Origin of the sequence: Streptomyces sp. TS71-3, assembly GCF_018327685.1 — a bacterium.
Taxonomy (GTDB): Bacteria; Actinomycetota; Actinomycetes; order Streptomycetales; family Streptomycetaceae; genus Streptomyces.
In genome coordinates this window covers 4,964,359-4,989,629 of the sequence record NZ_BNEL01000001.1, presented here as the reverse complement: position 1 = coordinate 4,989,629, position 25,271 = coordinate 4,964,359, and the positions used below count along the sequence as shown (strand labels likewise).

Genomic DNA, 25,271 nt, shown 5'->3' with positions numbered 1-25,271 from the left:
GGGCCCTGGCACACGGGCCCTGCCGTATGGACCCCGACCCACCGAACGTCACACAGAGAGCTTTATAGTTTTTTCGGACTGTAACACGGCACTTCACCCATCACAGGACAAACCTCTTTCGGTCATCCTCCCCATGTCGCGGCTCCGCTCGGCCGCTGCCGAGCCGGGACCACCGGCCCGCCCGGCGGTGCCATTCCGTGCTCCGCGGGGCGTGACTCCCTCACGCGTCGCCCGTTGTCCTGTGCATGGGCGGGACCCGGGCCCGTCCGGGTCCCGCCCGCACCGACCGACTGCCGAGGAGCCACCGTGCCGCGCATGCTCGACGTCAGCGACGACGTACGCGCCGAGATCGGCGACGAAGAAGCCGACCGGCTGCTCGCCGGGGAGAACGCCCCGGGCAGCTACGACTGCACCTCGTGCCGCACCCCCGGCGACCCCGGCCGCCAGCGCACCAGCACGGTCCTGTTCGTCGGCGACGAGACGGCCGTGCTCGCCTTCGCCCACGCCGCCTGCCTGCCCTCGCAGGTCGTGCAGGTCACCGAGGAGCAGTTGCGGGGCGCGGTGCGCTCCATCGCCGCGGAGGACGCGCCCGCGCCCGGGTCGGAGCCGATGGTGCCGGACTACGGCGTTCCGGCTCAGGAGGCGCCGGGGCTGTCCGTACCGGGGCACGGAGGCATGCCGGGATACGAGTCCCTGGGCGGGCCGGAGGGCCTGCCGGGCCAGGCGCCGCCCGCGCAGGCGGTGCCGGGCGAGGAGGCGCCCGAGTACGTGGCGCCGGGTCACGTGCCGCCCGGGCAGGCGGTGCTCGGGGTCACCAGCGGGCTGGTGCTCGTCGCGGGCGAGCTGCACCCGGCGCTGGTCGTGGAGCCGACCGGGCCCATCACCCGCGCCGGCTTCCCGGGCGGCGACGACTTCCTGCCCCTGCTCATCGAGCAGGGCTTCATGCCGGTCGGCAGCGTGGACCGGATCCCGCCCCTGCGGCCCGGCTGGTCGGTGCTGCTCTCCATGGGGCAACTGCACGCCGTCCTCCAGCCGGGCCACGACGGCGTACCGGTCGCCTGGTGGCAGGCGCACCAGCCGCTCCAGGTCACCGACGGCTGGCGGATCGCGGCCGCCGAGCGGCAGCAGGTCCTGGTCTTCGCCGCACCCGTGGGCTCGATCGGCCGCCAGCCGCGCGAGGACCTGCTCCGCGAGGCGCTGGACCGCGCCGCCGCACACGGCCTGCTGGTCGCCTCCGCGATGCCCCTCAGCGGTACCTGACCACTCCCCCGAACGGCCGAGACCCGCCGCTGCCATGCCCGGCCACCTGCGAAAGCGGCATTTCGACCGCATCCGTCGGGCCCCTCACGTCGTTGGCACATACGTGCAGACCTACGACCCCGCCCGCCGCCCCCCGTACCCGAACCCGATCCCCGCGATGCGCCTCGCCCCCGAGCGCTCCGGCGGCCGTTCGGCCACGCCGATCTACGACAGGCTCTACGCCGAGTACCGCATGGCGTTCAGGACCCTGCCGGGCGACCGGAGCGGCGAGGAGGATCTCGGGTTCAAGGGCTTTGCGGCCCTGCCGGGGCCCGGCACCGAGCTCAGCGGCCCCGGGCACGGGCACCCCGAGGCCCCGGGCGGCGCGCCCTCGCCCGGGACCTACCCCCTGGACCGCGGCGGGCTCTACCAGACCGGGATCTGGCGGCCCGTCGGCCGCTCGCACGGCCCCGAGGAACTGCTGCCCGCCGTGCTCCCCACCCGGCACCGCCGCACCGAGCACTGATCCCCCACACCCCCTCACCCCGCACCACAGCCGTACCCGCCGCCCCGCACTCCCTGCACATCCCGCGGGCCGGGCGCCGTCGGGAGAAACGGAGGGCAAACCTCCGCCACCGGCCGGCCCCCTCGTCCGGGCGCGGCCCCGCCCGGGCCGGCGTCAGGACAGCGCGCGCAGATGCGTGCGCCGCCCCTCGGGGTCGAGGATGCCCAGCAGCTCCGCGGGACCGTCCAGCGCCCCGAAGGCGTGCGGGGTCATCGTGGAGAACTCCGCCGCCTGGCCGGTCTCCACCCTGATCTCCCGCTCCGCCAGCATCAGCACCACCGTCCCCGACAGGACCGTGAACCAGTCACGGCCCGGGTGGACCTTGAGGGCGTCCGCACCGCGCCGCACCGGCCTGGTCAACCGCATCTTGGCGACGATGGGACCGCCCGGCCCCGTCTGCCTGCTCAGCAGCCACGTGGTCACCCCGCGCCCCGCGTCGCGTTCCGGCCGGATCACCACGTCCTCGTCGTGCACCGACTCCACCAGCTGGTCGAGCGTCGTGCCGAGGGACCGGGCGATCACGGTGAGCTGGTCGAGCCCGATCCTCCGGTGGCCCGTCTCGATGCGGCTCACGGTGGACGGGCTCAGGAAGCAGCGGGCCGCCAGGTCGTCCAGCGACCAGCCCCGCGCCAGACGCAGTCCCCTGATCCGCTTGCGTACCAGCGCGTCGATGTCGGCGTCTTGCGTCATAGGCAAGATGCTATGCCATCAAGGCAAGAAGCTCCTAGGGTCGTTACATGGCGAACCACTCACATCACGCACATGCATCTCATTCCGGGCACGCGCCCGCGGATCACACGCACGGAACCCCGCCGGGCGCCGGTCACGCGGGGCACGACGACACCGAGAACACCGAGAACACCCGGGACACCGACGACGCGGCCCTTGCCGAGCACCTGGACCTCTCCGCCGAGGTCCTGCGCGCCCACCGGGACGAGGTGGTCGGCTGGCTGGACGAGCTGGTCGGCGACCGGCGACCGCACCGCATCCTGGACGTCGGCAGCGGCACCGGCAGCGGCACCTTCACCCTGCTGCGGCAGTTCACGGGCGCCCATGTGACCGCCGTGGACAGCTCCCCGACGATGTTGCACATCCTGCGCGAACGGGCCCGGGCGCACGGCATGGCGGACCGCGTGCACACCGTGCAGGCCGACCTGGACGAGACGTGGCCGTCCGTGGGCACGCCCGACCTCGTCTGGGCGTCGGCGTCCCTGCACCACCTCGGGGACCCCGACCGCGCGCTGGCCGAGCTGTCGTCCGTGCTGCGGCCCGGCGGACTGCTCGTGGTGACCGAGGCGGACAGCTTCCTGCCGCGCTTCCTGCCGGACGACGCGGGCCCCGGCGCTCCCGGCCTCGAAGCGCGCTGTCACGCCGCCCTGGCGGAATTCCAGGCGCAGCACGTGCCGGAGATGGGTTCCGACTGGGGTGCCCGGCTGGCCGGTGCCGGTTTCGCCATACGGGCCGAGCGGCCCTTCGTCATCGACCTGGCGCCGCCGCTGCCCGAGGCGGCCGGCCGCTTCGCGCTGGCGACGCTGGGCCGGATCCGCTCCGCCCTCGACGAGCAGCTGAGCGTCGAGGACCTGACGGCCCTCGACGCGCTCACCGACGAGAACGGGCCCGACAGCGTCCTGAACCGCCCCGACCTCACCGTTCGCACCGCACGGACGGTATGGGTGGCCACGCTCCCCTGAGGATCCCCGGCGAGGACCCCGCGCGGCCGGGAGGGCGCGGGGTCGCGAGGGCGCGGAGTCGCGGGGTCGCGAGGGCGCGGCCGTGGCATCACGTGCAGCGCCACGCACCGCCGTGCGCACGGCCACGAACCGGCGCGACGACATCCGTGGCGCGGTCGCCCGTGTCACCGCGGGCCCCGTGTCACCGCGGGCCCCGTGTCACCGCGGTTGCCCGTGTCGCCGCGGCCCCGTGTCGCCGCAGCCTCGCGTTACTTGTTCCTGCCGCGCTTCTCCCGCACCCGTACGGAGATATGGATCGGCGTGCCCTCGAAGCCGAACTCCTCGCGCAGGCGCCGCTCGATGAACCTGCGGTAGCCGTGCTCGATGAAGCCGGACGCGAAGAGCACGAACCGCGGCGGCCTGGTGCCCGCCTGGGTGCCGAAGAGGATCCGGGGCTGCTTGCCGCCGCGCACCGGGTGCGGGTGCGAGGCGACGAGCTCGCCGAGGAAGGCGTTGAGACGGCCGGTCGGCACCCGGGTCTCCCAGCCGGCGAGGGCGGTCTCGATGGCCGGCACCAGCTTCTCCATGTGCCGCCCGGTGCGCGCGGAGACATTGACCCGGGGCGCCCACGCCACCTGCGCCAGCTCGCGCTCGATCTCGCGCTCCAGGTAGTAGCGGCGCTCCTCGTCGAGGGTGTCCCACTTGTTGTAGGCGAGGACGAGCGCACGGCCCGCGTCCACCGCCATGGTGATGATGCGCTGGTCCTGCACGCTGATGGAGTCGGCCGCGTCGATGAGGACGACGGCGACCTCGGCCTTCTCCACGGCGGCGGCGGTGCGCAGCGACGCGTAGTAGTCGGCGCCCTGCTGGAGGTGGACCCGCTTGCGGATGCCCGCCGTGTCGACAAAGCGCCAGACCTTGCCGCCGAGTTCGATGATCTCGTCGACCGGATCCCGGGTGGTGCCGGCGAGCTCGTCGACGACGACCCGCTCCTCCTTGGCCACCTTGTTCAGCAGGGACGACTTGCCGACATTGGGACGGCCGATGAGCGCGACCCGGCGCGGTCCGCCGCCCTGGACGGCGAAGGTCTGCCGGGGCGCTTCGGGCAGCGCCTCCAGGACCGCGTCCAGCATGTCGCCGGTGCCGCGGCCGTGCAGGGCGGAGACGGGGTGGGGCTCGCCGAGGCCGAGGGACCAGAGCATGGCGGCGTCGGCCTCGGCGTTCGGGCCGTCCACCTTGTTGGCGCACAGCACCACGGGCTTGCCGGCCTTGCGCAGCAGCCGGACCACGGCCTCGTCCGTGTCGGTCGCGCCGACGGTGGAGTCCACGACGAACACCACCGCGTCGGCGGCCTCGATGGCGTACTCGGCCTGGGCGGCGACGGACGCGTCGATGCCGAGGACGTCCTGCTCCCAGCCGCCGGTGTCGACGACCTTGAAACGGCGCCCGGACCACTCGGCCTCGTAGGTCACGCGGTCGCGCGTGACGCCGGGGGTGTCCTCCACGACGGCCTCGCGGCGGCCGATGAAGCGGTTCACCAATGTCGACTTGCCGACATTGGGGCGGCCGACGACGGCGAGCACCGGCAGCGGGCCGTGCCCGGCCTCCTCGATGGCGCCCTCGACGTCCTCGACGTCGAAGCCCTCCTCCTGTGCGAGCTCCATGAACCGGGCGAACTCGGCGTCGCCGAGCGCGCCGTGCTCGTCGCCGCCGAGTCCGGCGCCCTGGTTCTGAGGGCCGTCGGGCTGGATCTGGTCGTTCATGAAGTCCGTACCTCGTTCTTCGTGGGGCCGGCGGGTTCGGGCCGGCACGTGCCGGCCGGTCCCACCGGCTCAGAGTGTGGCGCCTCGCCCGGTGGCGCGCCTGGCGTTCTCCAGGTGGGCACTCAGGCGTTCCTGGATGCGCACGGTCGCCGCGTCGAGCGCCTTGCGGGTGCGGCGGCCGTCCCCGTCCGGCTGGGCGTGGAAGGGGTCGCCGAAGACCAGGTCGACCTTGGCGCGCAGCGGCGGCAGGGCCGGTACCAGTCTGCTATGCGCCGCGGTGCTGCCCAGCACGGCCACCGGCACGATCGGCGCACCGCTGCGCACCGCGAAGTAGGCGAGTCCGGCGCGCAGTGACGCGAAGTCGCCCTCCCCCCGGGTGCCCTCCGGGAAGATGCCGAGCACCCCGCCGCGCTGGAGGACGCCCAGCGCATGCGTGACGGCGGTGCGGTCGGCCGCCGCGCGGTCCACCTTGAGCTGGCCGATGGAGTGCAGGAACGGGGCGAGCGGCCCGACGAACGCCTCCTTCTTGATCAGGAAGTGCACGGGCCGCGGGGCGGTGCCCATCAGCATCGGGCCGTCGATGTTGTGCGAGTGGTTGACGGCCAGTATCACGGGCCCGCTGGCCGGCACCCGCCAGGCGCCGAGCACCCGGGGCCGCCACAGCCCGTACATCACGCCGATCCCGATCCGGCGGCCCATCCGTGCCCCCAGGAACGACGGCTCGCCGTCGGCGCCGGAGCGGTCCGCCCCGCGGGCGGGGCGCCGGGAGGCGGCGGGGGCGGTGGCCGGGCGCGCCGCACCGGCGGCCGCGGCAGCCCCGTCAGCGCCTTCCGTGCCGGTGGTGCCGGTGGTGCCGGCGGCGGGCTCCGCGCCGGTGGTGTCGGTGACACTTTCCGTGCCGGTGGTCGCGGGTTCCGTGCCGGTGGAGGCCGTGCCGGTGGTCGCGGGATCAGTGACCGTGGCCGCGGCGGCGGGTTCCGTGCCGACCTCGGCGGCATCGGAGCCCGGAGCCGTCCCGGCGGGCTCCGTGCCGGTGGTGTCGGATTCGGTGCCGGTCACTTCGTGGCCCGCTTCTCCTCGACCAGGGTGACCACGCACTCGATGACCTGGAGGAGGGTGAGATCGGTGGTGTCGACCTCGACGGCGTCGGCCGCCTTGGCGAGCGGGGCCGTCTTCCTGCTGGAGTCGGCGGCGTCCCGCTTGATCAGCGCCTCGCGGGTGGTGTGCACGTCGGAGCCCTTCAGCTCCCCGCTGCGGCGCGCGGCACGGGCCTCGGGCGACGCGGTGAGGAAGACCTTGAGGTCGGCGTCGGGCAGCACCGCCGTGCCGATGTCGCGGCCCTCGACCACGATGCCGCCCTCCGCGCCCGCCGCGATCGCCCGCTGCAACCGGGTGATCCTGGCCCGCACCTCGGGCACCGCGCTCACCGCGCTGACCTCGGCGGTCACCTCGGGCGTCCGGATGGGGCCCGAGACGTCGACGCCGTCCACGCTGATGGTGGGGGCCTCGGGGTCGGTACCGGAGACGATCTCGGGCTTGTCCACGACGGCGGCGATCGCGGCCGGGTCGGAGACGTCGACGCCGTTGTTCACCATCCACCACGTCATCGCGCGGTACTGCGCCCCGGTGTCGAGGTAGGTCAGTCCCAGCTGCTGCGCCACGGCCCGGGAGGTGCTCGACTTACCGGTGCCCGCCGGGCCGTCGATGGCGACGATCACGGCCGGGACGGTCCGGGCGGCGGTTTCTGCGGTGACTGCGTTTTCCACAGGAGACGGGCACCTTCCTGATACGGGCGTGTGCGTACGGCTACCGGATCGTACGCGTACGCACCCTGGGACGACGGGGGCAGTGCGGCTGGTGCGGGCACGAGAATGCCCACACAAGGTTACTGGCTCGTCGGCGCGCCTCTTACGGGGCCGAGCGCGTACCGGGCCGGGCGCGCGACGTTCCGGCGAGCACGGGACCGTTCCGGGAAGGCCCGTCACCTCACGTCCGCAGGAGCCCGTCCCCTCACCGGGGGCCCGGCCCGTCTCGGAGGAGCCCGTCGGGTGCTGCCCCGATCCGCCCCCGGGGCCGCCGGGGGCGTGCCCGCTACTGCCGGATCGACCAGCCGCGTTCCCGCAGCGCCGCGGTGAGCACCGGCGCCGACTGCGGGACGACCATGAGCTGCATCAGGCCGGCCTGCTGCCCGGTGGCGTGCTCGATGCGGACGTCCTCGATGTTCACGCCGGCGCGGCCCGCGTCCGCGAAGATCTTGGCGAGCTGGCCCGGCTGGTCGTCGATGAGGACGACCACGCTCTCGTACACCGCGGGCGCCGCGCCGTGCTTGCCGGGCACCCGGACCTGCCCCGCGTTGCCGCGCCGGAGCACGTCCCGCACGCCGCGCTCGCCGCCGACGCGCTTGTCGTCGTCGGCGGACTGGAGGGCGCGCAGGGCCCTGACGGTCTCGTCCAGGTCGGCTGCGACGTCCGTGAGCAGGTCGGCGACCGGGCCGGGGTTGGCCGAGAGGATGTCGATCCACATCTCGGGCTCGGAGGCGGCGATCCGGGTCACGTCGCGGATGCCCTGCCCGCAGAGCCGTACCGCGGTCTCCTCGGCGTGCTCAAGGCGGGCCGCGACCAGGTTGGAGACCAGGTGCGGCATGTGCGAGACCAGGGCGACGGCGCGGTCGTGCGCGTCGGCGTCCATCACGACCGGCACGGCACGGCAGAACGCGATCACCTCCAGGGCGAGGTTCAGCACCTCCGTGTCGGTGTCCCGGTCGGGGGTGAGCACCCAGGGGCGGCCCTCGAAGAGGTCGGCCGTGCCCGCCAGCGGCCCCGACTTCTCCCGCCCGGACATGGGGTGGGTGCCGATGTACGCGGCCAGGGTGGCGGCGTCCAGGCCCAGCGCCTGGAGCTCCCGGCGGGGGCCGCCCTTGACGCTGGCCACGTCGAGGTAGCCGCGGGCGGCGCCGCGGCGCATCAGGACGGCCAGGGTGGCGGCCACGTGGGCGGGCGGCACGGCGACCACGGCGAGGTCGACCGGGCCCTCGGGCTCGGCGTCCGTGCCCGCGCCGAGGGCGGCCGCCGTGCGGGCCTGCTCGGGGTCGTGGTCGGCGAGGTGCACCTGGACGCCGCGGGCGGTCAGGGCCAGCGCCGCGGAGGTGCCGATCAGTCCGGTGCCGATGACGAGCGCGGTTCTCATTGGGCGATGTCCTTGCGGAGTGCGGCCGCCGCGCCCAGGTAGACGTGGGCCACCTCGGAGCGGGACCGCTCGGTCTCGACATGGGTGAGGACGCGCACGACGCGCGGCATGGCACCCGCGATGTCGAGCTCCTGCGCGCAGATCAGCGGGACGTCCGACAGGCCCAGCTTGCGGGCCGCCACGGCGGGGAAGTCGCTGTGCAGGTCGGGGGTGGCGGTGAACCAGATGCTGATCAGGTCGTCCGCGTGCAGCTCGTTCCGCTCCAGGATGGCAGTGATCAGCTTGCCGACCTGCTCGTCCATGTGGGCCGCGTCATCCCTGTCGAGCTGGACGGCACCCCTGACCGCTCGTACCGCCACGTCACGCTCCTCACCTGCGGAATGTCTCCCTGCCCGGCACGACACGCCGGGTACTGCCGGCACGCGCCACTCCCGGACAGGGTAGCCAGCCCCCGGATCGGGAGCCGATCATGACCGACTGCCGAGACGGCACCGGGCGCGCGGCCGCTCCGTCCCGCGCCCGGCCACCGGCCGGAAGCCCCCGTGCCGGGTCGGATGCCACCGGACCGGCGGGGCGCACCGGGCCCGCATCGGGCTCTGGCTCACTCGTCCCAGAGCGCGCCCAGTGCCAGCAGCTCGGCGCGGTGCTCGATGCGGTCCGCCCAGGCCGCCGGCCACACCGCGGCGCCGTGGTGGGCGCCCGCGAAGGCACCGGCCAGGCAGGCGAGGGAGTCGGAGTCGCCGCGGGTGCAGGCAGCACGGCGCAGCGCGGTGACGGGCTCGTCGGGGAACTGGAGGAAGCACAGCAGGGCGGTGGCGAGCGCCTCCTCCGCGATCCAGCCGTCCCCGGTCGCCAGGCACGGGTCCTCCTCGGGCGATACGGCCGCCGGCCCGCGCAGGGCGCGCTCCAGCCGATCGAGCACCGCGACGCAGTCGTCCCAGCCGCGCGCGGCGAACGCCTCGGGGCCGGGGTCCTCGGCCCGCCGCCACAGGTCGCCGAGCCAGCGCTCGTGGTAGCGGTCGCGGCCTGCGTTCGCGTAGTCGCGCAGCAGGTCCACGAGGTCCGCGGGGTCGGCGCCCCGCGCCAGCAGCCGCACCGCGTACGCCGTCAGGTCGGAGGCCGCGAGCGCCGTGGGGTGGCCGTGGGTGAGGGCGGACTGCAACTGCGCGGCCCCGGCCCGCTGCTCGTCGTCCAGCCCGGGGACCAGCCCGAGCGGGGCGACGCGCATGTTGGCGCCGCAGCCCTTGGAGTGCACCTGGCCGGCCTCCTGCCAGGCCCTGCCGGGGTCCTCGAGGAGCGCGCAGGCGGCGAGGCAGGTGTTGCCGGGGGCGCGGTCGTTCTCCGGGGAGCGGTACCAGGCGATGAACTCCGCGCGCACCGGGCCCGCCATCCGCGCCGGTTCGAGCGGCCCCTGGGCCAGGGCGGTGCGCAGGCCCGCGCCCAGGGCGAGCGTCATCTGGGTGTCGTCCGTGATCAGGGCGGGCTCCGGCAGCTCCATGTCCCGCCAGGGGCCGTGCGCGGCGAGGATCGACGGCACGTCCCGGAACTCGGTCGGGTAGCCGAGCGCGTCCCCGAGGGCCAGGCCCAGCAGGGCTCCGGTCGCGGCGCGCTTGCCGGTCCCGGCGCCGGGCTCGCCCTCCGTCCCCCGCACCGGCCCGCCGGCCGGCGGGCGGCCGGTCCCGCTGCCGGGCCGGGGGGTACGTGCGGTGGCGTCGGTCATCGGGCGGACCCTCCCGGACGGTGCAGGCGGCTCGGACGGTTCTCGGGCGGGTCCCGGACGGGTCCGGGACCTGGGCGGGCGCGGGCGGACGGGGCCGGCACGCGCCCGTGCGGCTACAGCTCCACCTCGCGCATCAGCATCCCCACCTCGGTGTTCGACAACCGCCGCAGCCAGCCCGACTTCTGGTCGCCGAGGGTGATGGGGCCGAAGGCCGTCCGCACCAGCTTGTCCACGGGGAAGCCCGCCTCGGAGAGCATCCGGCGCACGATGTGCTTGCGCCCCTCGTGCAGGACCACCTCGACGAGGTAGTTCTTGCCGGTCTGCTCGACCACCCGGAAGTGGTCGGCGCGCGCGTACCCGTCGTCGAGCTGGACGCCGTCCTTGAGGCGCTTGCCGAGGTCCCGCGGAATGGGGCCCTGGATCGCTGCCAGGTAGGTCTTGCGCACGCCGTACCGCGGGTGGGTGAGGCGGTGGGCCAGCTCGCCGTGGTTGGTGAGCAGGATGACGCCCTCGGTCTCGGTGTCGAGCCGGCCGACGTGGAAGAGCCGGGTCTCGCGGTTGGTGACGTAGTCGCCGAGGCACTGCCGCCCCTCGGGGTCCTCCATGGTGGAGACCACGCCCGCGGGCTTGTTCAGCGAGAAGAACTGGTACGACTGCGTGGCGACGGTGAGCCCGTCGACCCTGATCTCGTCCTTCACCGGGTCGACGCGCAGGCCCTGCTCCACGACGATCCGGCCGTTGACCTCGACACGGGCTTGCTCGATCAGCTCCTCGCAGGCGCGCCGTGAGCCGTATCCGGCGCGGGCCAGCACCTTCTGGAGCCGCTCGCCCTCCTGGTCGCTCTGCGCGCCCTGGGCGGGGGCCCGCCTGGTGGCCGCCTTCTCGGCGTACCGGTCGCGGTTGCGCTGTTCGAGCTGGGCCTCGTACTCGCGGGAGCGGGCCGGCGTGCTGCCGCGCCCGCGGCCCTTGCCCGCACCGGGCTGGCCGGTACCGGGCTTGGACTTGCCCGCGCCTGACCTCTGCCCGCCCGTCCCGGCGCCGCCCGTCCCTCCTGTTCCGGGGCGGTCGTACCGGCGTTCCTCGGGGCGTGGGGTGCCCGAGCGCGGCTGCCTGCCGCGGCCTCCGGCCGCCCCGCGGTTGTCCTGCCGGCCGCCGTCACGGCCGCCGCTGCGGCCCCCGCCGCCGTTCCTGCCACTGCTTCGCATCACGGTTCCGTCTAGTCGTCTGCATCGTGTGTGTCGTCGGTGTCCGGAGCATCCGGATCGAACGACGGCACGCCTTCCTGGGTGTCGGCCTCGATGGCCTCCGCCTCCGGGAGGAAGGGTGCGAGCTCCGGGAGCTCGTCCAGGCCGCGCAGGCCCATGCGCTCCAGAAAGTAGTTCGTCGTCCTGTACAGGATCGCACCTGTTTCGGGTTCCGTGCCCGCCTCCTCGATGAGGCCCCTCTGGAGCAGCGTGCGCATGACGCCGTCGCAGTTCACCCCGCGCACCGCGGAGACCCGGGATCGGCTGACGGGCTGGCGGTAGGCGACCACGGCGAGGGTCTCCAGGGCGGCCTGGGTGAGCCGGGCCTGCTGGCCGTCCAGGACGAACCCCTCGACGGCGGCCGCGTACTCGGGCCGGGTGTAGAACCGCCAGCCACCGGCCACGAGCCGCAGCTCGAAGCCGCGGCCCTGCACCGTGTACTCGTCGGCGAGTTCCTGCAGCGCGTCCGCGATCCCCCGCCGCGGCCGCTGGAGGATCTTCGCCAGGTGCTCCTCGGTGGCGGGCTCGTCGACGACCATGAGGACGGCCTCCAGGGCCGGCTTGAGGTCGAGTTCCGCCACGGCGGCCAGGCCCGCGGGGGGCGCGTCGGCGTCCTCGCCGCTGGTGGCCCCGGCCCGTCCGGTGTCCGTACGCGTGCTCATGCGGTGTCCTCGCCGTTCTCGTCCGCGTTGCCGTCGTCGCCGCCGCCGTCATTGGCGTCGTCGCCGTTCCCGGCCGTCCCGCCCTTGCCCCCGCCCTTGCCCCCGGCCTTGTCCTCCGGGAGGTCGGGCGCCCTGTCGAACTCGTCGGTGACCTGCGGCCGGACGTCGCCTTCACCGCCCGTCCAGCGCACGATCAGCTCGCCCAGCGCCTCGTCCTGGTCGAGCCCCACGGCCTTCTCACGGTAGAGCTCCAGCAGCGCGAGGAAGCGGGCGACCACGGTGAGGGTGTCCGGGGCGTCCGCCACGAGGTCGCGGAAGCTCGCCTCGCCCTCCTTGCGCAGCCGCGCCACGACCACCTCGGCCTGCTCGACGACGCTCACCAGCGGGGCGTGGATGTGGTCGACGTAGACCTGCGGCACGGGCTTGGGCTGCATCGCCTTCACGGCGAGCTTGGCGAAGCCCTCGGGGCCGATGCTGATGACGACGTCGGGCAGCAGCTCGGCGTGGTGGGGTTCGAGGCCGACGGTGCGCGGGTGGCGGCTGGCCTCGGCGTCCATCCGGCCGGTGAAGATGTCCGCGATCTGCTTGTACGCGCGGTACTGCAGCAGCCTCGCGAACAGCAGGTCCCGCGCCTCCAGCAGCGCGAGGTCGGCCTCGTCCTCGACCTCGGCGGCGGGCAGCAGCCGGGCCGCCTTGAGGTCCAGCAGGGTGGCGGCGACCACCAGGAACTCGGTGGTCTCGTCGAGGTTCCAGTCCGGCCCCATGGCCCTGATGTGCGCCATGAACTCGTCGGTGACCTTCGACAGCGCCACCTCGGTGACGTCCATCTTGTGCTTGGAGATGAGCTGCAGCAGCAGGTCGAACGGGCCCTCGAAGTTCACCAGCCGGACCTTGAAGACGCCGTCGTCGGCAGCCTCCTGGGGGCTCTCGCCGGGGACGGGGACGGCCGTGGCGGCGGGCTCCGGAGCCGCAGGGGGCCCTTGCACGGCGTCGGGCTCGGGTACCGGAGCGGTGTCGGGACCGGGCTGCTCGGGCACGCTCGGGAGGCTGTCCCCGGGCTCCCGCAACGAGCCCTCCCCGGAATCCCTCAGCGGGCTGTCCCCGGCGTATCCCGGCGGGCCGTCCTCGATGGACCGCAACGGGCCGTCCCCGGAGTCCGGTTGCGGACCGGCGCCGGGCTCTGGGCCGAACCCGGGCCCGGGCGCGGCGACAGGCTCCTGCTCGGGCGCATCGGGCTCCTGCTCGCCCTCGGGCGCGCCGACCGGCTCCTGGGGCTCATCGGGCCCGTCGGGCTCGTGGTTGTCCAGCTCGTGGCCGTCCGGCGCGTGGGCGGGAGCGCGCGGCACCGGTGCGGCCCCGGGCCCCCTGCCCAGCATCCGCCTCGCCCTGCCGGGGCGTCCCGCGCCGGAAGGCGGCGACTCTGCATCGTCCGAGCTCATCAACGTTCCAGTAGGCGGAGGGCGGGCCCCACAGGGTACCGCCTACCGCCCCCGCAGCCGCCGCACGAGAATGCTCGCGTCCCCGCGCGACTCCAGGTCGGCGAGGACCACGGCGACGGCCTCCCGCACGATCCGCCCGCGGTCCACCGCGAGACCGTGCTCACCGCGCAGCACCAGTCGCGCGTGTTCGAGGTCCATCAGCTCCTCGGCCGACACGTAGACCGTGATCTTCTCGTCGTGCCGCTCGCGCCCGCTCGGCCTGCGTCCGGCCGTGCGGCCGCGCCCCCGGGCCTGCTCCTGTGCCGCCGGGTTCGCCGTACGCCCCTGCTGTCCGGCCCCCCGGGCGGCCCCGGGCGGGCCGTCCTGCGTCTCGCGGCGCGCACGCCGCCCCTCGGCCCCCTCGTCCTCTGCGGGCCGCTCCGCGAGGCGCCTGCGCGACTCCCCCGCGCCCTGGTCGGGCTCAGCCGTGCCGTGCTCGGCGTCCTCGGCGTCGTCGTTCCCCGCGTTCCCGCCCTCCGGGGCGGCCCCGTCCTGCTCGGTGTCCGTGTGCTGTGCCCCGTCGCGCGACCCGCCGTCCTTGGCCGCGGTCTCGTCGCTCTCGCCCGCGGGTGGCGGCACGCGTGGTTCGCCGTTGGCCTGACGCCTCGGGGATGACGCCTGGAGCGCCATTCCCCCGGTGGTACGGAACAGTTCGTCGGCCCCCGGCAGACTCACTCGGCGTGACACCGGGCGAGCACCTCCCTGGCGAGCTGGCGATACGCGGCGGCGCCGACGGAGTTGGAGGCGTAGGTGGTGATCGGCTCGCCGGCGACCGTGGTCTCGGGGAAGCGCACGGTACGGCCGATGACCGTGTGGTACACGTGGTCGTCGAAGGCCTCGACGACCCGCGCGAGCACCTCGCGGCTGTGCACCGTACGGGAGTCGTACATGGTGGCGAGGATGCCGTCGAGTTCGAGCTCCGGGTTCAGCCGCTCCTGGACCTTCTCGATGGTCTCGGTGAGCAGCGCCACACCGCGCAGCGCGAAGAACTCGCACTCCAGGGGCACGATCACCTTGTGGGCGGCCGTCAGAGCGTTCACGGTCAGCAGGCCGAGGGACGGCTGGCAGTCGATGACGATGAAGTCGTAGTCGGCCATCAGCGGCTTCAGGGCGCGCTGGAGGGTCGACTCGCGGGCCACCTCGGACACCAGCTGCACTTCCGCCGCCGACAGGTCGATGTTGCTCGGCAGCAGGTCCATGTTCGGCACGGCGGTCTTCAGGAGCACCTCGTCGGCGGCCATGCCGCGCTCCATGAGGAGGTTGTAGACCGTGAGGTCGAGCTCCATCGGATTGACGCCGAGGCCGACCGAGAGCGCGCCCTGCGGATCGAAGTCGACGAGCAGGACACGCCGTCCGTACTCGGCCAGCGCGGCACCCAGGTTGATGGTCGACGTGGTCTTGCCGACGCCGCCCTTCTGGTTGCACATCGCGATGATCTTGGCCGGGCCGTGGTCGGTCAGCGGGCCGGGGATCGGGAAGTACGGCAGCGGCCGACCCGTCGGGCCGACTCGTTCGCGACGCTGGCGGGCCGCGTCCGGCGCGAGCGTCGCCGCGTACTCCGGATCCGGCTCGTACTCGGCGTCGGGGTCGTAGAAGTGCCCTTCGGGCAGGTCATCGTAGTCGGCGAAGTGGCCGCGGTTGTCACCACTCCGGTCGCCGGCCATGGCGTTCACGTGATGGCCATCCATGCTCTGGTGTGCTGTCTGTGCCTGCGGCGGGGTCGCCTGAGGACTCTGGTGGGCTGCGAAGGTGCGTACCGCAACGGAGCTTACGGAGCCGACAGCATCAAATCCCGCGAGGCGCTGGGCCCCCACAGGCATTCCTGGTTGCCCACCCCCGGGAGAAAATGTCGACTCGTTCACAAGTCGTCTTACCTCCTTGGTGACCAGGAAATTTCTCTATAGGTCAGCGTGGCACCATGCCGACGGTTGGCGACTCTATGGCGTGTCACCGGTCCGCAGCAACACAATCCGCTGGACCGGCGCGGATGTGTCGGCAACCGAACACCCCTCTGTCAAGGGCGCACAGCAGGCGTTCACCGGCCTTCACGGGTGTGCGAATCGGTTAAAGGGTTACGTTCGAGGCGAGTTGAGCACGCCCAGAGCGAACATCATCGGAATGATCGCGCAGTGGCGCGCCACACATCCGAACGACCGCCGCCGGATCCCCGGGACGGGATCCGGCGGCGTGGGCGTGTTGACGCGGGACGTTGACGCCCGCGGCGTGGCGCGGCGGCGATCCGGGGCGGCCGAGGAGCGCGGCTGGGACCCGGAGCCGAGGAGCGCGTGCGTCAGGCGAGCAGCTCGGCGAGTTCGACGTGCGCCAGGCCGTGCGCCTCCGCGACCTCCTTGTGGACGACCTCGCCCTCGTGGGTGTTGAGCCCCCTGGCCAGGGCGGGGTTGCGGCGCAGCGCCTCGGCCCAGCCGTTGTTCGCGAGCTCCACCACGTACGGGAGCGTGGCGTTCGTCAGGGCGTAGGTCGAGGTGTTCGGAACGGCGCCGGGCATGTTCGCGACGCAGTACAGCAGCGACTCGTGCACCGGGAAGGTCGGGTCGGCGTGCGTGGTGGGCCGGGAGTCCTCGAAGCAGCCACCCTGGTCGATCGCGATGTCGACAAGGACACTTCCCGGCTTCATCCGCGAGACCAGCTCGTTGCTGACCAGTTTCGGCGCCTTGGCGCCCGGGATGAGCACGGCCCCGATGACGAGGTCGGCGGCGAGGCAGGCCTTCTCCAGTTCGAGGGCGTTGGAGACCACGGTCTGGATCCTGGTGCCGAAGATCCGGTCGGCCTCCTTGAGCTTGTGGATGTCCTTGTCCAGCAGCGTCACGTGGAAGCCCATGCCGACGGCGATCTGCGCGGCGTTCCACCCGGAGACGCCGCCGCCGATGACGACGGCCCGGCCGGCCAGGACACCCGGCACGCCGCCGGGGAGCACGCCGCGACCGCCGCCCGGGCGCATCAGGTGGTAGGCGCCGACCTGGGGCGCGAGCCGGCCGGCCACCTCGGACATCGGCGCGAGCAGCGGCAGCGACCGGTCCGGCAGCTCCACCGTCTCGTAGGCGATGGCGGTGGTGCCGGAGTCGAGCAGGGCGTCCGTGCACTCCTTGGACGCGGCCAGGTGCAGGTAGGTGAAGAGCGTCTGGTCCTTGCGGAGCCGGTGGTACTCCTCCGCGATCGGCTCCTTGACCTTGAGCAGCAGGTCGGCGGCGGCCCAGACCTCGTCGGCGGTGTCCACGATCCGGGCGCCCGCGGCGATGTACTCGTCGTCCGTGATCGAGGAGCCCGCACCGGCGTTCCGCTCGATGAGGACCTGGTGGCCGTTGCGGACCAGTTCATGAGCGCCGGCGGGGGTGAGGGCCACGCGGAACTCGTTGTTCTTGACCTCGCGGGGGATGCCGACCTTCATCGTCGATCACGGTCCTTGACTCGGGGGCTCTTGGAACGAATACAACACACCGGGGCATATCGGTGCATCACGGAAGACGCCGCTGTCACCACGGCAGAGCCAGTCTAATGAAGGATTTCCCCGTGTCTATCCTTTCAATACATCAACGCGCTCGCGATGTGCTCCTGATTTCTTAGGTTGAGCATGGCATGTCAGGGCCGACGCTGCTCCTCCGGGTCCCGCTCGCCCGTGGCAGGCCCGGGTACGTGCGGGGTGTCCGGGCGGACGGCGCGTCCGGCGGCGGAGGCGCGGTCGGATTGGGCCGGCGGGGCGACGGCACCGGGCACCCCGGGGGTCCCGGCGGCTTCCGCTTCCGCGTCGTCCGGGGTGGCGGAGGCGGCCGCGCCGGGGGCGCGGGGGGCTTCTGTGCCGGCGGGGGGTTCGGGGATTGCGTGGGTCCCGTGGGTCCCGTGGGTTCCACGGGCTCCGTCGCTCTCCGGGTCCGACATGTCGGGGGTGGCTGGTGACGGCTGCGTGTCGGGGGTGGCCCGCATCCCGGGGGTGGCCGGCACGTCCGGTGAGGGGGGTGCGTCGGGTGCGGCCGGGACGGAGGGCGCCGTCTCGGGGGTCCGGGGGTCGGAGGCTCGCGGCTCGGGAGCTTCCGGTTCGGACCGGTCGGAGGGCTCGGGAGCTTCCGGTTCGAACCTGTCGGAGCGTTCCGGAGTTCTCAGCTCGGACCTGTCGGAGGGTTCAGGAGCTTTCAGCTCTGACCCGTCGGAGGGCTCCGAAGCGCCCGGTCCCGACCCGCGGGAGGGCTCCGAAGCTTCCGGCCCGTCCGCACCGGGGGCGTACCCGGCGAGCGGTTCGGGATCCTCGTCGGGCGCCGCCGGGGCCTGCGTGGCACCCTGTCCTGCCTGCTCCGGCATGTCGCGGGGATCTGCCAGGTCCGGCGTGTCGTCCTGCGCGGTCCCGGGCGAGAGCTCCGCCGCGTCCAGGACGTCGGCGGCGCCGGAGAGCTCCCGGCCGAGCATGCGCTCGGCGGCCTGCCGGTGGAGGCCGGCCGCAGCCGGGTCGCCGAGGCGCGCGAAGGTGTCGGCCAGCCGGAGCTGGAGCGCCGCCTGCAACCGCTCGTCGCGCGCCTGGCGTGCCCACTCCACGGCCTCGCGGCAGGTGCGCAGTGACTCCTCGTACTGGCCCGCATGCTCCTGCACCCGCGCCAGCTCGCTCATCGCGCGTGCCTGCCCGGCCAGGTCGCCCGCGTTGCGGTGACCGGCCACGGCCGCGCGCCAGCTCCGCAACGCCTCCGGGTACCGTCCGCCGAGGCTCTGCGCGGCCGCCAGACGGCCGTAGAGCCGGGCCGCGTCTGAGCGCTCGTCGCGGGCCAGCCGCCGGGCCAGGGCGCGGGCGAACCAGTCGGCGGCCCGCTGCCAGTCCCCCAGCTCCTGGTGGGCGCCGCCGAGGGACTCCATGGCGCGCCCGGTGGCGTACGGGTCGTCGGCCAGGCGCCCGGCCTCCAGCGCGGCCCGGTAGCGGGCGAGCGCGGCCGGGGTCCGGCCGGTGCGGGCGTCCAGGTCGGCGATGTTCAGCAGCGCCGCGGCCTGCTCGCGGTGCAGGCCGCGGCGCTCGGCGACGCTCAGGACGAGCTCGTGGATGCCGTACAGCTCGCCGGCGGCCTCCTCCGTGCCGCGGTGCGCGACGAGTGCCCTCACCAGGGCCGCCATCAGCCGGCGCGCCAGGGTGTCGAGGCCGCCGTCGGCGACCGCGGCCTCGGCGGCGGCGAGCAGCGCGGGCTGCCGGATCTCCAGCCAGCGCCGGGCGGCGGTGGCACTGGGGAAGCGCAGGGCGGCGGGCAGTTCGGAAGCCTTCTTGCGGGCGGCGGAGCCCGCGGGCTCGGCGGCGGCGCGGCAGGACCCCAGGAGGCGTACGGTCCGCTCCAGCAGGCGGGCCCGGGCGAGCTGGAGTTCGGCGGGGCGGTCGTGGGCCTCGGCGAGGCGGTGGAGCAGGGGCAGCAGGCAGTCGGGGGCCACGTACTGCGGAAGCGGGGAGTCCAGCCGCCGCAGCAGGCCGCGGGCGGCCAGGTCGTCCAGGGCGGTGTGGGCGTCGGGGACCGAGCAGCCGGCGAGGGCGGACGCGGTGTGCGGGTCGGCGAGCCCGGCCGGGGTGACGCTGAGCAGCCGCAGCACGCGTGCCATGGGCCCCGGCAGGTCGGCGTGGACCAGGGAGAAGATCCGGCGGAGCGCGGAGCCGTCGGGGCCGGCGGGCTCGGCGGCCAGCCGGCGGGCGAGGTCGGCGACGGCGGCCCCGGGGCGGGCGGCGAGCCAGCCGCCGGCGAGGACGAGGGCCGCGGGCAGCCGGCCGCACTCCTCGACGAGCAGATCGGCGGCCTGCGGGTCGCAGGTGATGCGCACCGAGCCGGTGAAGCGGCTCAGCAGGCGCACGGCGGAGGGCGCCTCGAGGCCGCCGATCGTGCAGGGGCGTACGTCGGGGATGCCGGTCAGCGGGCCCTCGGAGACGGCGACGACCAGGCTGTCAGGGGCGTCGGGCAGCAGCAGGTCGACCTGCTCGGCGTCGGCGGCGCCGTCCAGCAGGAGCAGCACCCGGCGGGTGGCGAGGGCGTCGCGCAGCTCGCCGGTGAGGTCGTCCTCGTCGGCGCCGGGCGCGGCGGGCAGGTCGAGGGCGCCGAGCAGGTCGCGTGCGACGCCCGCGAGCGGCGCCGGGCGGCCGTCCGCTCCGGTCAGCCGGGCTCGCAGGATGCCGTCGGGGTAACGGTCCGCTACCTGGCGCACGAACTCCTCGGCGAGCGCGGTGCGGCCGGAGCCGGGCCGGCCCACGACGAGCAGGACACGGGCGCGCGGTGCCTTGCGGCCGGCCAGGGTGTTCAGGCCGGTGCCCTCGGCGTCGGCGCGGAGGTCTCTCAACTCCTGTACGCGGCCCAGGAACTGACGCCCCGTCCCCTCCCCCGGGGGCCCTGGGCGCTGGCCCTGCCCCGGCACCTCGATACCGCTGGTGTCCACCGTCTGATGTGACACGGGCCACGCTCCCGTCGAACTGCGCGCACTCGCCCGCCGGGACGCCCGCCGGGGCACGTCAGAGCCTAGTTCACTCTCTGCGACGAGTTGTGCGGCGCGCGGCGATCGCATCCCCTGTTCGGATCAGGGGATGGTCGCACCGGGGCACGGCGGAATCACCGGTGCACGGTGGGGGCACGGCCGCGACACGCGGACGGGCCCCGTCCGCCGGCCGGCCGTTCGCTGCGGCTCTCAGTCCTGCGCCGTGCTCGGTCCGCTGCCGTGCTCAGTCCTCGAAGGGCCGCGCCGGCCACGGCGCCAGGGCGGGCCGCAGCGCGTCGAGCCCGTCGCCCTGCCGGGCCGCGACCAGCGAAAGGACGCCGACCACCAGGCAGTTGTTGTGCAGGTCGCCGGCGAGGATGCCGCGCACCAGCTCGTCGACGGGCACGCGCGCGTGCTCCATGTCGGCTTCCTCGTCCTCCACGGCGAACCGCTCGCCCTTGGCCTCGGACAGATCCCGGGCGAGGAAGATCCGCACGGACTCGTCGCAGCCGCCGGGGGTGGTGTACACGTCGGTCAGCACCCGCCAGTCCTCCGCCTTGACATGCGCCTCCTCGTAGAGTTCGCGCTGCGCGGCGTGCAGGGGGTTCTCACCGGGCACGTCCAGCAGGCCGGCGGGGATCTCCCAGAGCTTCTGCCGCACGGGGTGGCGGTACTGGCGGATGAGCAGGACGCGGTCCTCGTCGTCGAGGGCGAGGATGCCGACCGAGCCCGGATGGACCTGGTAGTCGCGGCGCGCAACGGAACCGTCGGGCATGACGACCTCGTCGACGCGCACCGAGGTCTTGTTACCCCTGAAGGGCGTCTGACTGGTCCTGATCTGCCATTCCTCGGGGGTGTCCTTGATCGTCATTTGCCCTGTCCTCCCACACGCGCGCAATCAGAAACCAGGGCAGCCCCCGCAAAAGGCGTACCCCCGCCACGGTATCGCCCGCGGCGACCTGTCCCCGCCAAGACGTGCAGTCGGCCGCCCGGCGGCCCCCAACCCCGAATTCGCCTGCGGCGGGCCATCGGCCCCGACGAGCCACTTCCGGTCCCAGCCCGACCACCGGCCGGTGGAACTTGATCGCGCGGTTCCCCGCGCCCCTATCGGGACCTCGCCTTCACCGGGCGACAACCCGAGCCCCGTCAGGGGCGCGGGGAACTGCGCAAAAAAAACCACGACGCACCCGCACCGAACCGCGCGCCCCCGAGGGAACCCGCCCCCCGCCGGGGCGGAAGCCGCCCGCGCCAGGAACCCGGGGCGCCCGGGATCCGGCCTACTCGGCGCCCTGGCGCCGCACCGCCGCCGCGATCAGCCCCGCGAAGAGCGGATGCGGCCGAGTGGGCCGGGAGCGCAGCTCAGGATGGCTCTGGGTGGCCACCAGGTAGGGATGGGCGTCGCGCGGATACTCGACGTACTCGACGAGCTTGCCGTCCGGCGAGGTGCCGGAGAAGTGCAGACCGGCCTTCTTCTCCAGCTCGGCCCGGTAGGCGTTGTTGACCTCGTACCGGTGCCGGTGCCGCTCCTCGACGTACTCCTTGCCGTCGTAGACCTCGCGCACCACGGACCCCTCGGCGAGCTTGGCCGGATACATGCCGAGGCGCATGGTCCCGCCCATGTCCCCGTCGCCCGCGACGATGTCGAGCTGCTCGGCCATGGTGGAGATCACCGGGTGGGGCGTCGCGGAGTCGAACTCGGTGGAGTTGGCGTCCGAGATGTCCGCGAGGTGCCGGGCGGCCTCGATCACGATGCACTGGAGGCCGAGGCAGAGCCCGAGCAGCGGAATGCGCCGCTCGCGCGCGTACTGGATCGCACCGACCTTGCCGCTCACGCCGCGGTCGCCGAAGCCGCCCGGGACGCAGACGGCGTCGACGTCACCCAGCTGCTGCTCGGCTCCGGCCGGGGTCCGGCAGTCGTCGGAGGCCACCCACTTGATCTTGACGCGCGCCTTGTTGGCGAAGCCGCCGGCGCGCAGGGCCTCGGTGACCGAGAGGTAGGCGTCCGGGAGGTCGATGTACTTGCCGACCAGGGCGACGGTGACCTCGTGGTCGGGGTTGTGGACGCGGTCCAGCAGGTCGTCCCAGACCGTCCAGTCCACGTCGCGGAAGGGCAGGTCGAGTTTGCGGACGACATAGGCGTCCAGGCCCTCGGTGTGCAGCACCTTGGGGATGTCGTAGATCGACTTGGCGTCGATGGCGGCGACCACGGCGGCCTCGTCCACGTCGCACATGAGGGAGATCTTCCGCTTGATCGCGGTGGGGACCTCGCGGTCGGCGCGCAGCACGATCGCGTCGGGCTGGATGCCGATGTTGCGCAGCGCGGCGACGGAGTGCTGGGTGGGCTTGGTCTTCAGCTCGCCGGAGGGCCCGATGTAGGGCAGCAGGGAGATGTGCACGACGAAGACGTTGTCCCTGCCGACCTCGTGCCGCACCTGGCGGACGGTCTCCAGGAACGGCAGGGACTCGATGTCGCCGACGGTGCCGCCCACCTCCGTGATCACGACGTCCACGTCTTCGGTCGCCATGCGCCGGATGCGGTGCTTGATCTCGTTGGTGATGTGCGGGATGACCTGGACCGTGTCCCCGAGGTACTCGCCGCGCCGCTCCTTGGCGATCACCTGGGAGTAGACCTGGCCCGTCGTGACGTTGGCGGAGCCGTCCAAGTCGACGTCGAGGAAGCGCTCGTAGTGCCCGATGTCCAGGTCGGTCTCGGCGCCGTCGTTGGTGACGAACACCTCGCCGTGCTGGAAGGGGTTCATGGTGCCCGGGTCGACGTTCAGATACGGGTCGAGCTTCTGCATCGTCACCCTGAGCCCGCGGGCTTTGAGCAGGGCGCCCAGACTGGAGGCGGTGAGGCCTTTGCCGAGGGAGGATGCGACACCCCCGGTGACGAAGATGTGCTTGGTCGTCGAGGAGGGCGGCAAACGGTTCGGCATGGCCAAGACGGGGCTCCCGTGTCACGGTCTGAGGGGCTGGCGGCGGCCTGGGGCGGAGAAAAAGGCGCTCAGAGCTGCTGCTGAGTGCCTTCGCTCGGCCGTGCCTTCGCTGCGGCTCGGGGGTCACGCACCGTCGCGGTATCGTCGGCACTCTTGCCAGCCATACCGATGATGAGCCCACCGGTCCACGGGCTACCAGGGTATCAGCGCCGTACAGGGGTTGCTTCCGGCCACACTCCGCAAGGGATCGGACACGCCTTGGCTCGCTCCCTCAATCGGGGGTATCAGGATCTCAAGTGAGGTGCACGGATCACCGACGAGCGTCGTATCCTGCTCGGACACTTGCTGCAGAGCCGCCGGCAGAGGGCACCACACTCGCCCGTGTCCCGGTATGGAAGCCCGTCGGCAGGTCTTTTTATATTTGATGCTTTGACCGCAGAGCGAACGCCTCCTGGGATAGGGGGCGACGTGTCCGTTTGACTGGAGATGTACGTGGCCGGGCGCATCGAGGACTACGCACTCATCGGAGACATGCAGACCGCCGCCCTGGTCTGCCGGGACGGCACGGTCGACTGGCTGTGCCTGCCCCGCTTCGATTCGCACGCGATCTTCGCGGGCCTCCTCGGCACCGAAGATCACGGGTTCTGGCGGCTGGGCCCGGCCCATGCCGCCGGCGCCGAACCCCCCGCGGCCTCACGCCGCGGCTACCGGGGCGACTCCCTGGTCCTGGAGTCCGAGTGGGACACCCCGCGCGGCACGGTCCGGGTGACCGACTTCATGCCCCCGCGTGACGGCGCGCCCCAGCTCATCCGCCTGGTCGAGGGCGTCAGCGGCAGAGTGCCGATGCGCTCCGCGCTGCGGATGCGCTTCTCCTACGGGCGGATCGTCCCCTGGGTGCACCGGGTCGCGGGCCGCACGGTCGCCGTGGCCGGCCCCGACTCGGTCTGGCTGGATACGGACGCGGACACCTATGGCAAGAACCTGACGACGTACTCCGACTTCACCGTCGGCCCCGGCGACCGCGTCGCCTTCACCATCTCCTGGCAGCCTTCGCACAAGTCGGAGCCGCCGCTTCCGGACACGGAGCAGTCGCTGGAGGCCACCGAGGACTTCTGGCGGGACTGGGTCGGCCAGTGCACCTACCACGGCCCCTACCGGGAGGCCGTGGTCCGCTCCCTGATCACGCTCAAGGCCCTCACCTACGCCCCGACCGGCGGCATCGTCGCCGCCCCCACCACCTCGCTGCCCGAGGAGATCGGCGGCGTGCGGAACTGGGACTACCGCTACACCTGGCTGCGGGACGCCGCGATCACCCTCTCCTCCCTGCTGCGCACCGGCTACCGCGAGGAGGCCCGCGCCTGGCGCGAGTGGCTGCTCCGCGCCGTCGCGGGCGACCCGGAGAACCTCCAGATCATGTACGGCATCGCGGGCGAACGCGAGCTGGGCGAGGCCGAGCTGGACTGGCTGCCCGGCTACGAGCAGTCCCGCCCGGTCCGGGTCGGCAACAGCGCCGCGCAGCAGCTCCAGCTGGACGTCTACGGCGAGGTCACCGAGGCCCTGCACCTGGCCCATATGACGGGCCTGGCGCGCAGTGACTACGCCTCGCTGCTCCAGCTCAAGCTGATCCGCTACCTGGAGGACCACTGGGACGAGCCCGACGAGGGCATCTGGGAGGTGCGCGGCCCGCGCCGGCACTTCGTGCACTCCAAGGTGATGGCCTGGGTCGCCGTGGACCGCACGATCAAGCTCATCGAGTCCGGTGACGCGGACGGCCCGCTGGAGCGGTGGCGCCGGCTCCGCGACGACATCCACCGCGACGTGTGCGAGCGCGGCTACGACAAGGGTCGCAACACCTTCACACAGTCCTACGGCTCCAAGGAGCTGGACGCCTCCCTGCTGCTGATCCCGCAGATGGGCTTCCTGCCGCCCGACGACAAGCGCGTGATCGGCACGATCGAGGCCATCCAGCGGGAGTTGGCCACGCCCGACGGGTTCATCCTGCGCTACCCGACGACGGGCGGCGACATCGGCGTCGACGGCCTGGAGGGCGACGAGGGCGCGTTCCTCGCCTGCTCGTTCTGGCTCGCCGACGACCTCGCGATGATCGGCCGGGTCGGCGAGGCCCGCAAGCTCTTCGAGAAGCTGCTCTCGCTCCGCAACGACCTCGGGCTCCTCGCGGAGGAGTGGGACCCGCGTCTGAAGCGCCAGATCGGCAACTTCCCGCAGGCGTTCAGCCATGTGCCCCTGATCGACACGGCCCTGCGGCTGACGGCGGCGGGGGCCTACGGGGGCTGACCGCCGGGGCTCGGGCCTCCGTCACAGGACGAGTCCGGCCCGCCCCGAGCGCTGATCTCCGGATCCCGCCCGAGCGAC

At 73.3% G+C, this 25,271-nt stretch carries 19 protein-coding genes and 1 pseudogene; 4 read left to right on the top strand and 16 right to left on the bottom strand.

All coding sequences use genetic code 11. From position 1 onward, the window contains the following. Positions 1 to 306 precede the first annotated feature (306 nt). Positions 307 to 1,260 carry a hypothetical protein gene (locus Sm713_RS20245; protein WP_212910981.1) on the top strand — a complete coding sequence of 318 codons (954 nt, stop codon included), beginning with the start codon at positions 307 to 309 and terminating at the stop codon, positions 1,258 to 1,260. A gap of 103 nt (positions 1,261 to 1,363) precedes the next feature. Then, a complete protein-coding gene (locus Sm713_RS20240) occupies positions 1,364 to 1,765 on the top strand; it encodes a hypothetical protein (protein WP_212910980.1) in 402 nt (133 codons plus the stop codon). A 153-nt stretch (positions 1,766 to 1,918) separates the two neighbouring features. On the opposite strand, the gene Sm713_RS20235 is transcribed toward Sm713_RS20240, so the two are convergent. Then, a complete protein-coding gene (locus Sm713_RS20235; protein ID WP_212910979.1) occupies positions 1,919 to 2,494 on the bottom strand; it encodes a helix-turn-helix domain-containing protein in 576 nt (191 codons plus the stop codon). Between the two features lie 47 nt (positions 2,495 to 2,541). On the opposite strand from Sm713_RS20235, the gene Sm713_RS20230 reads away from it, so the two are divergent. After that, positions 2,542 to 3,495: a class I SAM-dependent methyltransferase gene (locus tag Sm713_RS20230; RefSeq protein ID WP_212910978.1), complete on the top strand. Its 954-nt coding sequence runs from the start codon at positions 2,542 to 2,544 to the stop codon at positions 3,493 to 3,495. A gap of 248 nt (positions 3,496 to 3,743) precedes the next feature. Here Sm713_RS20230 and der read toward each other — a convergent pair whose 3' ends face one another. From der to Sm713_RS20155, 15 genes and pseudogenes are all read right to left on the bottom strand, one after another. Beyond that, positions 3,744 to 5,237: a ribosome biogenesis GTPase Der gene (der, locus tag Sm713_RS20225; RefSeq protein ID WP_212910977.1), complete on the bottom strand. Its 1,494-nt coding sequence runs from the start codon at positions 5,235 to 5,237 to the stop codon at positions 3,744 to 3,746. Positions 5,238 to 5,306: 69 nt separating this feature from the next. Next, positions 5,307 to 5,936 (bottom strand): 1-acyl-sn-glycerol-3-phosphate acyltransferase, encoded by a 630-nt coding sequence (locus Sm713_RS20220; protein ID WP_212912145.1) that lies wholly within the window; start codon positions 5,934 to 5,936, stop codon positions 5,307 to 5,309. A 356-nt stretch (positions 5,937 to 6,292) separates the two neighbouring features. Then, positions 6,293 to 6,955, bottom strand: a complete 663-nt coding sequence (gene cmk / locus Sm713_RS20215) for a (d)CMP kinase (protein ID WP_212912144.1) — start codon at positions 6,953 to 6,955, stop codon at positions 6,293 to 6,295. 373 nt (positions 6,956 to 7,328) lie between these two features. Then, the gene (locus Sm713_RS20210; protein WP_212910976.1) at positions 7,329 to 8,423 is read right to left on the bottom strand and encodes a prephenate dehydrogenase; all 1,095 of its coding nucleotides are present in this window, start codon (positions 8,421 to 8,423) and stop codon (positions 7,329 to 7,331) included. Beyond that, complete coding sequence (gene aroH / locus Sm713_RS20205) at positions 8,420 to 8,782, bottom strand: chorismate mutase (protein WP_212910975.1); 363 nt, start codon at positions 8,780 to 8,782, stop codon at positions 8,420 to 8,422. The genes Sm713_RS20210 and aroH overlap by 4 nt, the downstream gene beginning before the upstream one ends. Positions 8,783 to 9,024: 242 nt before the next feature. Further along, positions 9,025 to 10,143 (bottom strand): ADP-ribosylglycohydrolase family protein, encoded by a 1,119-nt coding sequence (locus tag Sm713_RS20200; RefSeq protein WP_212910974.1) that lies wholly within the window; start codon positions 10,141 to 10,143, stop codon positions 9,025 to 9,027. 113 nt (positions 10,144 to 10,256) lie between these two features. After that, positions 10,257 to 11,348: a pseudouridine synthase gene (locus Sm713_RS20195; RefSeq protein ID WP_212910973.1), complete on the bottom strand. Its 1,092-nt coding sequence runs from the start codon at positions 11,346 to 11,348 to the stop codon at positions 10,257 to 10,259. Positions 11,349 to 11,359: 11 nt separating this feature from the next. Beyond that, the gene (scpB, locus tag Sm713_RS20190; RefSeq protein WP_249416407.1) at positions 11,360 to 12,049 is read right to left on the bottom strand and encodes an SMC-Scp complex subunit ScpB; all 690 of its coding nucleotides are present in this window, start codon (positions 12,047 to 12,049) and stop codon (positions 11,360 to 11,362) included. After that, complete coding sequence (locus tag Sm713_RS20185) at positions 12,046 to 13,488, bottom strand: segregation/condensation protein A (protein WP_212910972.1); 1,443 nt, start codon at positions 13,486 to 13,488, stop codon at positions 12,046 to 12,048. The genes scpB and Sm713_RS20185 overlap by 4 nt, the downstream gene beginning before the upstream one ends. 42 nt (positions 13,489 to 13,530) lie before the next feature. Further along, positions 13,531 to 14,214 carry a hypothetical protein gene (locus tag Sm713_RS20180; RefSeq protein ID WP_212910971.1) on the bottom strand — a complete coding sequence of 228 codons (684 nt, stop codon included), beginning with the start codon at positions 14,212 to 14,214 and terminating at the stop codon, positions 13,531 to 13,533. Further along, a complete protein-coding gene (locus tag Sm713_RS20175; RefSeq protein ID WP_212912142.1) occupies positions 14,199 to 15,347 on the bottom strand; it encodes a ParA family protein in 1,149 nt (382 codons plus the stop codon). Before Sm713_RS20175 ends, Sm713_RS20180 begins: the two co-directional genes overlap by 16 nt. 470 nt (positions 15,348 to 15,817) lie before the next feature. Further along, the gene (ald, locus tag Sm713_RS20170) at positions 15,818 to 16,933 is read right to left on the bottom strand and encodes an alanine dehydrogenase (RefSeq protein ID WP_212910970.1); all 1,116 of its coding nucleotides are present in this window, start codon (positions 16,931 to 16,933) and stop codon (positions 15,818 to 15,820) included. A gap of 980 nt (positions 16,934 to 17,913) precedes the next feature. Then, positions 17,914 to 19,941: pseudogene (locus Sm713_RS20165) on the bottom strand (tetratricopeptide repeat protein); the annotation flags it as partial. A gap of 265 nt (positions 19,942 to 20,206) precedes the next feature. Next, the gene (locus tag Sm713_RS20160; RefSeq protein ID WP_212910968.1) at positions 20,207 to 20,833 is read right to left on the bottom strand and encodes an NUDIX hydrolase; all 627 of its coding nucleotides are present in this window, start codon (positions 20,831 to 20,833) and stop codon (positions 20,207 to 20,209) included. Between the two features lie 406 nt (positions 20,834 to 21,239). Next, on the bottom strand, positions 21,240 to 22,886 hold the full coding sequence (locus Sm713_RS20155) for a CTP synthase (protein WP_374196055.1): 1,647 nt from the start codon (positions 22,884 to 22,886) through the stop codon (positions 21,240 to 21,242). Between the two features lie 498 nt (positions 22,887 to 23,384). Here Sm713_RS20155 and Sm713_RS20150 point away from each other — a divergent pair, with 498 nt between their 5' ends. After that, positions 23,385 to 25,193 (top strand): glycoside hydrolase family 15 protein, encoded by a 1,809-nt coding sequence (locus Sm713_RS20150; protein ID WP_212910966.1) that lies wholly within the window; start codon positions 23,385 to 23,387, stop codon positions 25,191 to 25,193. Positions 25,194 to 25,271: the final 78 nt, after the last annotated feature.